Annotated in this window: 14 protein-coding genes; all 14 read left to right on the top strand. The window is 40.5% G+C overall.

Annotated elements, in window-relative coordinates; translation table 11 throughout:
* Nucleotides 1-5: 5 nt before the first annotated feature.
* The 14 genes from cheY (at nt 6) to J2S07_RS15315 (ending at nt 13,016) form a co-directional block, all read left to right on the top strand.
* Complete coding sequence (gene cheY / locus J2S07_RS15380; RefSeq protein ID WP_307151303.1) at nt 6-368, top strand: chemotaxis protein CheY; 363 nt, start codon at nt 6-8, stop codon at nt 366-368.
* Between the two features lie 77 nt (nt 369-445).
* A complete protein-coding gene (locus J2S07_RS15375) occupies nt 446-1,117 on the top strand; it encodes a flagellar biosynthetic protein FliO (protein ID WP_307151302.1) in 672 nt (223 codons plus the stop codon).
* Nucleotides 1,114-1,779, top strand: a complete 666-nt coding sequence (gene fliP, locus J2S07_RS15370) for a flagellar type III secretion system pore protein FliP (protein WP_307151301.1) — start codon at nt 1,114-1,116, stop codon at nt 1,777-1,779. Before J2S07_RS15375 ends, fliP begins: the two co-directional genes overlap by 4 nt.
* Nucleotides 1,780-1,793: 14 nt before the next feature.
* Complete coding sequence (gene fliQ, locus J2S07_RS15365) at nt 1,794-2,063, top strand: flagellar biosynthesis protein FliQ (RefSeq protein ID WP_307151300.1); 270 nt, start codon at nt 1,794-1,796, stop codon at nt 2,061-2,063.
* A gap of 4 nt (nt 2,064-2,067) precedes the next feature.
* Nucleotides 2,068-2,844 (top strand): flagellar biosynthetic protein FliR, encoded by a 777-nt coding sequence (gene fliR / locus J2S07_RS15360; RefSeq protein WP_307151299.1) that lies wholly within the window; start codon nt 2,068-2,070, stop codon nt 2,842-2,844.
* Between the two features lies 1 nt (nt 2,845).
* Nucleotides 2,846-3,928 carry a flagellar biosynthesis protein FlhB gene (flhB, locus tag J2S07_RS15355; protein ID WP_307151298.1) on the top strand — a complete coding sequence of 361 codons (1,083 nt, stop codon included), beginning with the start codon at nt 2,846-2,848 and terminating at the stop codon, nt 3,926-3,928.
* 116 nt (nt 3,929-4,044) lie between these two features.
* Nucleotides 4,045-6,084 carry a flagellar biosynthesis protein FlhA gene (gene flhA / locus J2S07_RS15350; protein ID WP_307151297.1) on the top strand — a complete coding sequence of 680 codons (2,040 nt, stop codon included), beginning with the start codon at nt 4,045-4,047 and terminating at the stop codon, nt 6,082-6,084.
* A complete protein-coding gene (gene flhF, locus J2S07_RS15345) occupies nt 6,081-7,214 on the top strand; it encodes a flagellar biosynthesis GTPase FlhF (protein WP_307151296.1) in 1,134 nt (377 codons plus the stop codon). The genes flhA and flhF overlap by 4 nt, the downstream gene beginning before the upstream one ends.
* Nucleotides 7,211-8,074 (top strand): MinD/ParA family protein, encoded by an 864-nt coding sequence (locus J2S07_RS15340; RefSeq protein WP_307151295.1) that lies wholly within the window; start codon nt 7,211-7,213, stop codon nt 8,072-8,074. Before flhF ends, J2S07_RS15340 begins: the two co-directional genes overlap by 4 nt.
* A 10-nt stretch (nt 8,075-8,084) precedes the next feature.
* The gene (locus J2S07_RS15335; RefSeq protein ID WP_307151294.1) at nt 8,085-9,176 is read left to right on the top strand and encodes a protein-glutamate methylesterase/protein-glutamine glutaminase; all 1,092 of its coding nucleotides are present in this window, start codon (nt 8,085-8,087) and stop codon (nt 9,174-9,176) included.
* Between the two features lie 77 nt (nt 9,177-9,253).
* Complete coding sequence (locus J2S07_RS15330; protein ID WP_307151293.1) at nt 9,254-11,305, top strand: chemotaxis protein CheA; 2,052 nt, start codon at nt 9,254-9,256, stop codon at nt 11,303-11,305.
* Nucleotides 11,306-11,399: 94 nt separating this feature from the next.
* Entirely contained in the window at nt 11,400-11,879 is a 480-nt protein-coding gene (locus tag J2S07_RS15325; RefSeq protein WP_307151292.1) for a chemotaxis protein CheW, read from the top strand.
* Between the two features lie 5 nt (nt 11,880-11,884).
* Nucleotides 11,885-12,526: a chemotaxis protein CheC gene (locus J2S07_RS15320; protein WP_307151291.1), complete on the top strand. Its 642-nt coding sequence runs from the start codon at nt 11,885-11,887 to the stop codon at nt 12,524-12,526.
* On the top strand, nt 12,519-13,016 hold the full coding sequence (locus J2S07_RS15315; RefSeq protein ID WP_307151290.1) for a chemotaxis protein CheD: 498 nt from the start codon (nt 12,519-12,521) through the stop codon (nt 13,014-13,016). Before J2S07_RS15320 ends, J2S07_RS15315 begins: the two co-directional genes overlap by 8 nt.
* The last annotated feature ends 242 nt before the right edge of the window (nt 13,017-13,258 follow it).

Below are 13,258 nucleotides of genomic sequence, written 5' to 3'. Positions count from 1 at the left end.
GATTAATGGCGCACAAAATTTTAATCGTAGATGATGCTGCTTTTATGCGTATGATGATCAAAGATATTTTAACAAAGAACGGCTTTGAAGTAGTTGGCGAAGCAGCTGATGGTGCTCAGGCTGTTGAAAAATACAAAGAAACCAATCCAGATCTTGTGACAATGGACATTACAATGCCGGAAATGGATGGAATTACAGCTTTAAAAGAGATCAAAAAGGTTAATCCGAATGCCAAGGTGATTATGTGTTCGGCTATGGGACAGCAGGCAATGGTTATCGATGCGATTCAAGCAGGTGCAAAAGATTTTATCGTCAAACCTTTCCAGGCCGACCGGGTAATTGAAGCAATATCTAAAACCTTAGGATAAAACAACTTGGCGGCGTTTTGCCGCCAAAGCTATGTTTTTCTAAAAGGAAATCATTCTAGTACAAGAGGTGCATCCAGTTGCAATCCATTCGGTCATTTATGAAAGTATTACTTCTCTTATTTATTGTTCTAGTTGGAGCTGGAACCAGCGTACATGCAGAACAATTAAATAGCGTAAAAGACTGCATTGAGCATCCAGAGAGTTGCAGTGAGAAGGACCAAGCTCCTAAACAGGATAAAGCAGATCACAATCAAAATGATGTGAGTACGGTTGGACTGACTGCTTGGGATTTCGCAAAAATGATTTTTGCAACTCTTTTTGTCATTGCACTTCTTTACTTTCTGCTCAAATTTATTAATAAAAAAAGCCATGGATATAAGGAATCCCAGATCATACAAAATATTGGTGGAACCTCTCTAGGTGCTAACCGCTCTGTACAAATGGTTAAGGTTGGCGAGAGGGTGCTGATTATTGGGGTTGGAGAGAATATTCAGCTGTTAAAAGAAATCGAAGACGAAGAAGAGGCTCGTCAGATCATCCTTGATTACAACAACAAAATGGAACAGCTTATGAGTCCAAGCGATATTGTGACAAAGCTGATAAAAAGAACATCAACTCTTAACAATAAGAAGAACGAAAAAGAAAATAGTGCTTTTCCTTCAATTCTGAAGAAACAGTTAGACACGATTACGAAAGAAAGAAAAAAGCTACTAAATGAAATGGAGAAGAAGGGGCCAGAAGAACGATGAGTCAGTTTATGGAGTTTTTTAACAATAGCGATCCTGCTAATGTCTCGACATCTGTTAAGCTTATGCTTCTTCTTACGGTCATGTCCTTGGCTCCTAGCATTCTAGTCTTAATGACATCATTTACACGTATTGTTATTGTTCTTTCCTTTGTCAGAACGGCGCTTGCCACACAGCAAATGCCACCAAACCAAGTTATTGTAGGTCTTTCCTTGTTTTTAACATTTTTTATCATGGCACCAACGTTTCAAGAGATTAATAAGGATGCTTTAACACCATTGTTTAATGAAGAAATCACGTTGGAGCAGGCCTACGATAAGGCTGCTGCTCCACTAAAGGATTTTATGAGTGCCCATACGAGGCAAAAGGATTTAGCTTTGTTTTTACAGTATTCCAAAGCGGAACAGCCTAAGTCAATTGAAGACATTCCCTTAACGACACTGGTTCCAGCTTTTGCGATTAGTGAGATTAAGACAGCCTTCCAAATTGGTTTCATGATTTTTATTCCGTTTCTCGTTATTGACATGGTTGTGGCGAGTGTGCTCATGTCAATGGGGATGATGATGCTGCCGCCGGTGATGATCTCATTGCCTTTCAAAATTCTCTTGTTCGTTCTTGTCGACGGATGGTATCTTGTCGTTAAATCGCTTTTTGAAAGCTTCTAAGCAGGTGATAATAGATGACACCAGAACATGTAATTTCAATCGCGGAGCAAGGCATATGGACAGTATTGCTCGTATGTGGACCACTAATCCTGCTTGCATTGGTTGTCGGATTAATTGTTAGTATTTTTCAGGCAACCACTCAGATACAGGAACAAACCTTAGCTTTCGTCCCAAAAATCGTAGCGGTTTTACTGGGCATTGTGTTCTTTGGTCCATGGATGCTGAGCCGTATACTATCCTATGCCAATGATATATTTTCTAATTTAACGAGGTTTATAGGATGATACGATGGTAGACTTACTTCCAGAATTTCCAGTATTCCTGTTAATATTTGTGAGGGTTACATCATTTTTCATTATGATGCCCATTTTTTCTTATCGAACGATTCCGGCACCTTTTAAAATTGGGTTGGGTTTCTTTCTTGCTTGGATTATGTTCTACACGATCGATGCACCGGTATTGGAGATTAACGGTGCATACTTTTTATTAATCATGAAGGAGGCCCTTGTTGGGATACTGATAGGGTTCATTGCCTATTTAATTCTTTCCGCAATTCAGATTGCCGGAGGGTTTATTGATTTTCAAATGGGATTTGCAATTGCCAATGTCATCGACCCTCAGACAGGTGCCCAAAGTCCGATCACGGGCCAGTACTTCTATATTGTAAGTTTGCTATTTTTGCTTAGTGTTAATGGTCATCATCTATTGATAGATGGAATTTATTATAGCTATCAATTTGTTCCCATCGATCAAGCGTGGATCCCCTTTGGAAAAGAATCATTGGTGGAGTTTGTATTAAAAGCTTTCAGTACCATGTTCATGATTGCACTACAAATGGCTCTACCCATCGTAGGTAGCATTTTTCTTGTCGATGTTGCCTTGGGGATTGTGGCCAGAACGGTACCACAACTAAATGTGTTCGTTGTAGGACTGCCGTTAAAGATCGGTGTAAGCTTTATCGTGATTGTCGCTGTCATGACGGTGATGATGGGAGTGGTATCCCAGTTGTTTGAGTATACGCTCATTACGATGAGAGGCCTGATGGAGCTCATTGGGGGTTCATAGAATGGAATTCTTAAAGTTAGATTTACAGTATTTTTCTGGTGAGAAAACGGAAAAAGCAACACCGAAAAAACGGCAGGATAGTCGTAAAAAAGGACAGGTTGCCAAAAGTCAGGATATTAACACAGCCGTTGTCTTATTAGCTGTCTTTCTCGTTCTTCTGTTTGGAGGAAAGTACTTTTTTGACACCCTCTTATATCTGTTTCGGCACACATATGAACAATATATTGGGATGGATATTACAGAGAATAACCTGCAGATGCTTTTCCTGGATATATTGAAGGAGCTCGTATATGTGCTAGCACCGATCATGGCTATTGCGATGGTTGCTGGTGTTGCGGCCAATTATATGCAGTTTGGCTTCCTATTTTCAACAGAAACGATACAGCCGAAGCTGGAAAAATTAGATCCCATCAAAGGCCTCAAGAGAATTTTTTCTATTCGAGCCATTGTAGAACTGTTAAAATCGATCCTGAAAATAAGTGTTGTAGGAGTCGTAACATTCTCTGTTTTATGGGCAAGAAAGGATGAGATCCTGATCTTGGGCCAGAAATCGGTTGGTGCTGGGCTGGCTACCATTGCCAATTTAACGGTCCAAATGGGGTTAATTGCGTGTGCCGCACTTATCATATTGGCTGCACTTGACTATTTTTATCAGAAATATGATTTTGAAAAAAATATCCGGATGTCAAAGCAAGACATCAAGGATGAGTATAAGAATATGGAAGGGGACCCGCTCATTAAGTCAAAAATCAAACAGCGCCAGCGGGAAATGGCCATGCGCCGAATGATGCAGGAGGTCCCAAATGCTGATGTGGTCATTACGAACCCGACCCATTATGCCGTCGCCTTGAAATATGATGAGAATAAGCTTGATGCTCCATATGTCGTGGCAAAGGGCGTCGATTATGTCGCTCAAAAAATCAAGTTGATTGCGAAAGAAAATGAAGTTATTCAGGTGGAAAACCGCCCTCTAGCAAGGGCTTTATATAGTCAGACAGAAATTGGGGATGCCATCCCTGAGGAGTTTTTCAAAGCGGTGGCGGAGATTCTAGCCTACGTCTACCGAACAAAGAAAAAAATCTAGAAACGAATGAGAAAACGATAGTACTTCAACTTGCATTTGTACTTTTATTCTATCGTGGAGTGAATTTTTCACATAAAACGGATCAACCGTGACGCTTTACTAATGGGGGAAATACTATGCGTGCAAAAGATTTAACCGTATTGCTAGCTGTCATCTTAATCGTGGCTATGCTCATTATCCCTTTGCCAACCTGGTTATTGAGCTTGCTCTTGATCGTGAATATCTCGCTAGCATTACTGATTCTTTTAATATCCATGAATACCAATGAGCCACTTCAATTCTCGGTTTTTCCCTCTCTTCTATTATTGGCAACGTTATTCCGATTAGGCTTGAATGTTTCAACAACCCGTTCGATTCTTTCAAAGGGAGATGCTGGAGGCGTTGTCGATACCTTTGGCTCCTTCGTTGTCGGTGGGAATATTGTTGTTGGTTTAGTTGTTTTCTTTATTTTGGTTATTATCAACTTTATTGTTATTACAAAGGGTACGGAACGTGTGTCAGAAGTAGCTGCCCGCTTCACCCTCGATGCGATGCCAGGTAAGCAGATGAGTATCGATGCTGATTTGAATGCAGGCATGATTTCAGAGCATGAAGCAAGAATTCGTCGTGAAAAAATCAGTAGTGAAGCTGATTTTTATGGTTCCATGGATGGTGCGAGTAAATTTGTTAAAGGGGATGCCATCGCAGGGATTATCATTACCCTTATAAATTTGATTTTTGGGATCGTCATTGGGATGCTGCAGCTTGGACTACCAATAGCTGAAGCAGCAACCAGATTTTCCTTATTGACGGTCGGAGATGGTCTTGTCAGCCAAATTCCCGCCCTGCTTATCTCAACAGCAACGGGAATAATTGTAACAAGAGCAGGTGCTTCCGATGGAAGTCTATCTGAGGATATTTCGAATCAGCTTCTTTCTCAGCCGAAAATGCTCTATGTTACAGGTGGAACGATTATTGTATTAGGTTTATTAACACCTATCGGGATTGTCATTACACTACCAGTTGGGGGATTATTGATTTTTGCTGGTTTTAGAATGAGCCAAATACCAGCACAGGACAAAGAACAGCTTGAGGAATTGGAAGAAGAAATTCAATCTGATGAATTAAAGAGCCCTGAGAGTGTGGTTAGTCTCCTCAACGTAGATCCGATTGAATTTGAATTTGGCTATGGACTAATCCCTTTAGCAGATTCCAATCAGGGAGGAGATTTGCTCGATCGAATCGTGATGATTAGAAGACAACTCGCAATTGAGCTTGGACTCGTCATTCCGGTTGTGCGAATTAGGGATAATATCCAACTGCAGCCAAATGAATATCGGTTGAAGATTAAGGGAAACGAAATGGCAAGGGGCGAATTGCTTCTTGATCATTATCTCGCTATGAGCCCAGGGGTAGAGGATGACTCCATTGAAGGAATCGATACGATCGAACCATCCTTTGGTCTGCCTGCCAAATGGATTACGGAGGAGATGAAGGAGCAGGCGGAAATATTTGGGTATACTGTAGTAGATCCGCCTTCCGTCGTTTCGACTCATATAACGGAGGTCATTAAGGCCAATGCCCATGAGCTTCTTGGAAGACAAGAGACGAAACAATTAATCGATCATGTAAAAGAAAGCTATCCAATTTTGGTCGAGGAGGTTACACCTAACCCTCTTTCTGTCGGAGAGGTTCAAAAGGTACTTGCGAAGCTACTCCGAGAAAATGTATCCATTCGAAACCTACCGATTATTTTTGAAACACTGGCTGATTTTGGGAAGGTTACTTCAGATACGGATGTTTTGACTGAATATGTGAGACAAGCCTTGGCTAGACAAATTACAAATCAATATAGTACAAATGGACAAACATTAAAGGTTGTGACCGTATCCGGTAAAGTGGAAAAAACAATTGCCGATGGGGTACAACAGACGGAGCATGGAAACTATTTGTCGATTGATCCTTCCGTTTCACAGTCGATCTTAGAATCAATTGCATCGCAGGTTGAACAGCTCTCCTTGATGGAACAGACACCGATCGTTTTATGCTCTCCAGCTGTTCGCATGTATGTCCGTCAATTAACAGAACGATATTTTCCGCAGATCCCAATTTTGTCTTATAACGAACTCGAGGCAAATGTGGAAGTACAAAGTGTCGGGGTGGTGAACATCGATTGAAGGTGAAAAAATATGTGGCAGCAACAATGCCCGAAGCGATGAAGTTAATTCGTGCAGAACTAGGAAATGATGCGGTCATCCTTAACTCGAAAGTAGTCTATACGGGAGGTTTCCTTGGTTTCTTTCGAAAAAAGAAAATTGAAGTGATAGCCGCGATGGATCAGGTTGCAAAGATGGAACCGGTTGTGAAGGAAAAACCGAAAAAAATACCAGTTAGCAGTCCTAAAAATGTAGTGGAAAAGGATATCAAGCCCTCGGAGGAGGTGCTGAAGGAGCTTTCCGAATTAAAGCAAATGCTGGGGAGCATTTCTTCGTCAGGGCAGGGACGAATTTCTTATCCAGCACCCATTCAGACAGTCAATACACATTTAATCAAACAGGGAATTGAAGCAACAATTCGCGAAGACCTTTTGGTTGCCCTGTTAGAAAGATGGTACTCCCGAGGCTCCCAGGCTTCACAGAATGAAGTGCTCGAATGGTGCAAGGAATTAATGAAAGCAAGACTCTCAGACCTTCCATTTGGCGAGCTTTCCTTTTCAAAGAAATATGTTGATGTCGTTGGACCAACTGGGGTCGGAAAAACTACGACCTTAGCAAAAATTGCGGCGGATTGCATGCTTAAATTCAACAAAAAGGTTGCCCTTATTACGACCGATACCTACCGGATTGCAGCAATTGAACAGCTTAAGACCTATGCGAAAATCCTCTCTATTCCTTTAGAGGTTTGCTATAATCTTGAAGATTTTGAAAAAGCTTGTGAAGCCTATAAGGATTATGATGTTGTTTTGATTGATACGGCTGGTAGAAATTTTCGAAATTCATATTATGTAGAAGAATTAAAACAAATTATCGATTACGGGAATGAGATGGAGACGTTCCTCGTTCTCTCACTTACCTCCAAGCAAAGTGATATGGAGGAAATCTATCAACAATTTTCAAGCATTGATATCAAGCAGTTTATTTTTACGAAAATTGATGAAACGGCGACCTATGGGTCTATGTATAATTTGATCGATAAATATCGAATTGGTGCCGCCTATTTAACCAATGGACAAAATGTTCCAGATGATCGGGTTTCGGCATCTACAGAAATCATCACGAATCTAATTTTTGAGGATGTTCGGCCATGAAAGATCAAGCTGAGTCACTCAGAAAAAGAATGAATCAAAAAGAGAAGACGCACGCTCCCAAAACAATTGCGGTTGTAAGTGGAAAGGGTGGAGTTGGAAAATCGAATTTTTCGTTAAATTTTGCCATCTCCTTGTCTACAAAAGGGTATAAAGTGTTACTATTTGATATGGATGTAGGTATGGGCAATATTGATATCCTTTTAGGAAATAGTGCTAAACATACGATTGTAGATTTTTTTGATGGGAAAGAAACGCTTCAGAACATTGTCATGGAAGGACCGAACAACCTCCACTATATCGCTGGCGGAACAGGACTCAATCGTCTTGTTAAACTGGATGATCATCTGTTAAATAATTTTACGGACCAGCTATCACAGTTTCTGGATTTATACGATTATGTTATTTTTGATATGGGTGCCGGGGTTACGGAGGAATCATTGCATTTTATCCTATCTGTGGATGAAATGATCGTAATTACTACACCTGAACCTACCTCCATAACAGATGCTTATGCCATGTTGAAGCATGTTTATATCAAAAATGATCACATTCCATTCTTGATTGTCGTCAATCGTGTCGTCGTTGAAAAGGATGGTTTGGAGGCATTTCATCGATTGCAGTCCGTGGCAAGGAGATTTTTAGGAAAGGATTTAAAGCATTTGGGAATTATTCCTGATGATCGAGCCATACAACTCGCAGTTAAGAATCAAACGCCGGTTATTTTCAATAAAAAATCGTCCGCCGCAAAAGCAATTATAAAGATAAGTGAACGGTATGAAGACCAATCATTTATGGAGCTTCAGTCACTGAACACATTTCCATTTGTTTCAAAGTTAAAGCGATTTCTCTTTGAAAGGTAGTGCTCTACGTATGCAGAATATTAAAGTGCTAATTGTTGATGACTCAGCATTCATGCGAAAAATGATCAATGACTTTTTATCTGAGCATCAAGCAATTGAAGTTATTGGGACAGCAAGAGATGGACGAGATGCCTTAAAGAAGATAAAGACACTCAGGCCGGATGTTGTGACGATGGATATTGAGATGCCAGTCCTTAACGGCTTAGAGGCACTTCAGCTCATAATGGAGGAGCATCCCGTTCCTGTGATCATGCTTTCTAGCACTACGAAGCAAGGTGCAGAGAATACAATTCAGGCGATGGCTTACGGTGCAATTGACTTTATTGCAAAACCATCGGGGCCGATTTCGTTAGATCTCCATAAAATCAAAGAGGAACTTATTCAAAAAGTAATTTCAGCAAGTAATGCGAATATGACATCATTAGCAAAAAAACCAACATATGTTAAAAGTACTATTACACAGACGAGAGAATATAGTAAAATAGAACGAAGAGATAGGAGTAAATTGCCTCTTCAACAAGGAGCTTTAAACAAGAAACTTGTCTGTATTGGAACATCTACAGGGGGGCCAAGAGCTTTACAGCAAGTTATCACGAAATTACCTAAGAATTTAGACGCTCCTGTTTTTGTTGTACAACATATGCCAGCGGGGTTTACGAAAAGCCTGGCAAATCGACTGGATTCCCTCTCTGATGTTGCTGTTAAAGAGGCGAGTGACGGAGAAATTGTTCAAAACGGAACAGTTTATATTGCACCAGGTGGCTATCATATGCTGATTAAGGAGATGGGAGGAAATTTAAGAATCCAATTGGATGGAAGTACATTACCGAGGAACGGACATCGACCATCAGTGGATGTTATGTTTGAATCTATCAGTAATATTACGGGCTACTCGAAGATTGCTGTTGTCATGACAGGAATGGGTGCAGACGGTTCGCAGGGATTAATGGATTTGAAAAAAAAGGGCGTTGTTATAGCCATTGCTGAATCTAGGGAGACATCCATCGTATATGGAATGCCAAAAGCGGCGGTTGCTACAAATCTTGTAGATGAAGTTCAAAATGTCGATAAAATTGCTGAAACTATTATGAAATATGTATAGGCTCTTCTAGGACAAGCTGTGATTTCTTTTTGAAGGCGCTTAAGGAGGCCTATAATGAAGTCGGAGGGGGTAAGACGATGGAGTTAAATCAATATTTAGAGGTATTTATTGAAGAAAGTAAAGAACATTTGCAAAGCTGTAATGAGAGGCTGCTAGATTTAGAAAAAAACCCTGACGATATTGATATTGTCAATGATATTTTCCGTTCTGCTCATACGTTAAAGGGTATGTCCGCGACCATGGGATATGAGGATTTAGCAAATTTGACGCATCAGATGGAGAATGTACTTGATGCCATTCGTAACCACAAGCTATCGGTGACAGCGGAAATCTTGGATGTCGTTTTTCAGGCCGTTGATGATTTAGAGGCGATGGTTTTTGATATTGCAGGTGGTGGAGACGGTAAGCGAGATGTCGTAGCAGTCGTCGAAAAGTTGAAATTAATTGAAAAAGGTGAAAGCCCCGTACAAGCCCAAGCTCAAACAGAGGTCGCTGCAACTACAACAACCTCAAATGTTTCAGCAGTAAAGAGTGAATACGATGAGTTTGAATATACGGTTCTCCAGCAATCTAGGGAACAGGGCTTTGATGCTTATGAAATAACAGTCGCCCTAAGGGAGGATTGTTTATTAAAAGCAGCAAGGGTTTATATGGTTTTTGAAGTATTGGAGAAAACCGGGGAAGTCATTAAATCAACACCTCCTGCCGAACAGCTAGAAGAGGAACAATTTGACCAAGAATTTACCGTTTCCTTAGTGTCAAAAGAGCCGCTTGAAGACATTAAGAAAAAGGTCATGAAGGTATCCGAAGTTGAGAGAGTCGATATACAACCGATTTCTCTCGAGTCCATCCGTCATAACAATAATTCGATCGTTACGGAAAGGGTTGAAGAGGGAAGTCAAAAGGTAGAAGAGAATAACGATTCAATCACACAGCCGGCCGCTAATCAAAAGAAGGCAAGCAATGGGACGAAACAACCAGGCAATAAAACGATTCGGGTCAACATCGAAAGGCTTGACATTCTCTTAAATTTATTTGAGGAGCTTGTCATTGATCGTGGCCGTTTAGAGCAAATTTCCAATGATCTCAAGAATCAAGAGCTTCATGAAACGGTAGAAAGAATGTCACGGTGTACGGGTGAGCTGCAGAATATTATTTTAAATATGAGAATGGTCCCTGTCGAGACGGTGTTTAATCGCTTTCCAAGAATGGTGCGCCAATTAGCTCGTGATTTAGGCAAAAAGGTAAACCTGGAAATTATCGGAGCGGAGACGGAATTAGACCGTACGGTTATTGATGAAATTGGAGATCCGCTCGTTCATTTAATTAGAAACGCCCTTGATCACGGATTAGAGACTCCTGATGTGAGGAAAGCAAAAGGAAAGAATGAAGAAGGTACAGTTGTTCTTAAAGCGTACCATAGTGGAAACCATGTTTTCATTGAAATTGAGGACGACGGGGCTGGAATTAACCGGGATAAGGTTCTCCAAAAAGCGCTTAAGAATGGAATTGTGAATGAACAAACTGCTGCTACGATGACGGATAAAGAGGTATTTGAATTAATTCTTGCTTCTGGCTTCTCCACTGCAGATGTCATCTCGGATGTATCTGGTCGTGGAGTGGGTCTTGATGTCGTTAAAAACACGATTCAGTCATTGGGTGGCTCGATTTCCATCGATTCCAAAGAAGGAAAAGGCTCTATTTTTTCCATTCAATTACCACTTACATTATCGATTATTTCTGTCATGCTCGTTGAGATTCAAAAGGAAAAATATGCGGTACCGCTTTCATCAATTATTGAAACAGCCATTGTGAAACGGGATGAGATCTTAAACGCTCATAACCAGAGGGTCATTGATTTTCGTGGGAAGGTAGTTCCTCTATTATTCCTGAAGGATATTTTCCAAGTTCCTTGCTATGAGGAAGAGGATGAATTCTATTCCGTTGTTATCGTAAGAAAGGGAGACAAAATGGCAGGGTTAGTCGTTGATTCCTTCATTGGTCAGCAAGAGGTTGTCCTGAAATCTCTAGGAAACTACTTAACTAACGTTTTTGCTATTTCCGGTGCAACCATTCTTGGAGATGGTCAAGTAGCATTAATCGTTGATTGTAATGCCTTGATCAAATAGATGTTTGAAAGTCAAGACCAGGGGAATGGTCGGAATAGAGAGCATTCCCACAAATTTTGCGAATATAGTCTTGGACTAAAAGGAGGCTGACAAAATGACAGAAACGACAGAGACTCTAAAGGATGAAATCAAGTTAATTGTTTTTCAGCTCAAGGAAAAAGAGTATGCAATTCCTGTTAGTCAGGTCAATGCCATTGAAAAAATTGAACATATTACAAGAGTTCCGGGAGTGAAAAATTATATTAAGGGGGTTATTAACCTTAGAGGTGTAGTAACTCCAGTGATAGATTTGAGACTCCGCTTCGATATTGAACAAGAGGAATATTCGAACAGTACTCGTGTGATTATTGTGGCTTTGGAGGATATGGAAGTGGGACTAATTGTAGATGCCGCAAATGATGTCATTGATGTGAAGGTCGATTCCATTGAACCCCAACCTGAGATAGTAGGCGTAGCTGAGGCTGAGTACATAAGTGGAGTCGCCAAAATTGAGAAACGCTTGCTGATTCTATTAGATCTTGAAAAAGTACTAACTACAGACGAAGTTAGAGTAAATCTCGGAAATGAAGGATAATCGATATGGCTTTTCTTGATAAGTTTACTAATGTCCACCTTGATGTTCTTAAAGAAATTGGGAATATTGGTGCTGGCCATGCAGCTACTGCACTCTCTACTCTATTAGATAAGAAAATAGATATGAGAGTTCCAAAAGTTCGCATCGTCTCTTTTGATGAAATGATGGACATGGCCGGTGGGCCCGAAAATATTGTGGCAAGTGTTTTTCTAAGAATTGAGGGTGACGCACCAGGAAGCATGTTCTTTGTATTATCAATTGAACAAGCACATATGTTTATTAGGCAGATGCTTGGTGATGTACAATTTTCCTTTGAAAAGCCACCCTACAATGAACTAGCGATATCAGCATTACAAGAATTAGGAAATATTCTCTCGGGATCGTATTTATCATCCCTCTCTGACTTTACAAATCTTGACCTGTACCCTTCCGTTCCTGCTTTAAGCATAGATATGGTTGGTGCCATCATAAGCTTTGGGTTAATCGAGCTGTCTCAGGTAAGTGATTATGCGATCGTGATTGATACTGCTCTTGATGATGATAACTTATCGGCTTCAGAAAGCATTACTGGACATTTCTTTTTATTGCCGGACCCAGACTCCTTTGAGATTATTTTTCGAGCTTTAGGAGTACATTCTAATGAGTGAAAGTATTCAAGTGGTGAAGGTCGGGATTGCTGATATGAATATTGTCAGAAGCCCTCATCATATAAGAACCTCTGGCTTAGGCTCATGCGTTGGTGTAGTCGTCTATGATCAGGGAAAGGAGCTTGCTGGGTTAGCTCATGTCATGTTGCCTGATTCATCATTAGCAAAGGGAAGCACCATAAATATCGCTAAGTATGCGGATACAGCGGTAAAGGAGCTAGTGAATTGCCTCATCAAAAACGGAGCCCGTTCCTATTCCTTAAAGGCAAAAATTGCTGGTGGCGCTCAAATGTTTCAATATACCAGTTCGAATGACATGATGCGAATCGGCCCTCGTAATGTAGAGGCGGTCAAAAAAGAACTATCATTATTACGAATCGCGATTGTTGGTGAAGATGTTGGGGGAAACAGCGGCAGGACGATTGAGTTCGACCCGAAAACCTGTTTGCTTAATATACGTACTGTTAACAAAGGTGTTTTTGATTTATAGAATAACTTTTTCCAACACAAATCAGTCCTGTTTTTCGGGGCTGATTTTCTGTTAGGTGGCGACCTTTCAAATAGTGGTTTGGTATGATTTCTGCGACTTTCGACACTGCTCTTGTTGGTCCCAATGTCGATCATCTTGCCTTGATAAAAGGAAATTTCGAGATTTCAGGACCCAAATTTAGTCAATTATAACGAATTCGTGAATTCCCTAATAATGGTTTTGAACAATTTACGAACAATATC

Source organism: Anoxybacillus andreesenii (genome assembly GCF_030813005.1).
GTDB classification, from domain to species: Bacteria; Bacillota; Bacilli; order Bacillales; family Cytobacillaceae; genus Robertmurraya; species Robertmurraya andreesenii.
This window is presented reverse-complemented; position numbering and strand designations above follow the sequence as displayed.

Excerpts from the sequence above, each read along its gene's own strand:
- cheY (WP_307151303.1), top strand. The coding sequence starts at position 6 with ATGGCGCACAAAATTTTAATCGTAGATGATGCTGCTTTTATGCGTATG.
- fliP (WP_307151301.1), top strand. The coding sequence starts at position 1,114 with ATGAGTCAGTTTATGGAGTTTTTTAACAATAGCGATCCTGCTAATGTC.
- fliQ (WP_307151300.1), top strand. The coding sequence starts at position 1,794 with ATGACACCAGAACATGTAATTTCAATCGCGGAGCAAGGCATATGGACA.
- fliR (WP_307151299.1), top strand. The coding sequence starts at position 2,068 with ATGGTAGACTTACTTCCAGAATTTCCAGTATTCCTGTTAATATTTGTG.
- flhB (WP_307151298.1), top strand. The coding sequence starts at position 2,846 with ATGGAATTCTTAAAGTTAGATTTACAGTATTTTTCTGGTGAGAAAACG.
- flhA (WP_307151297.1), top strand. The coding sequence starts at position 4,045 with ATGCGTGCAAAAGATTTAACCGTATTGCTAGCTGTCATCTTAATCGTG.
- J2S07_RS15340 (WP_307151295.1), top strand. The coding sequence starts at position 7,211 with ATGAAAGATCAAGCTGAGTCACTCAGAAAAAGAATGAATCAAAAAGAG.
- J2S07_RS15335 (WP_307151294.1), top strand. The coding sequence starts at position 8,085 with ATGCAGAATATTAAAGTGCTAATTGTTGATGACTCAGCATTCATGCGA.
- J2S07_RS15330 (WP_307151293.1), top strand. The coding sequence starts at position 9,254 with ATGGAGTTAAATCAATATTTAGAGGTATTTATTGAAGAAAGTAAAGAA.
- J2S07_RS15325 (WP_307151292.1), top strand. The coding sequence starts at position 11,400 with ATGACAGAAACGACAGAGACTCTAAAGGATGAAATCAAGTTAATTGTT.
- J2S07_RS15320 (WP_307151291.1), top strand. The coding sequence starts at position 11,885 with ATGGCTTTTCTTGATAAGTTTACTAATGTCCACCTTGATGTTCTTAAA.
- J2S07_RS15315 (WP_307151290.1), top strand. The coding sequence starts at position 12,519 with ATGAGTGAAAGTATTCAAGTGGTGAAGGTCGGGATTGCTGATATGAAT.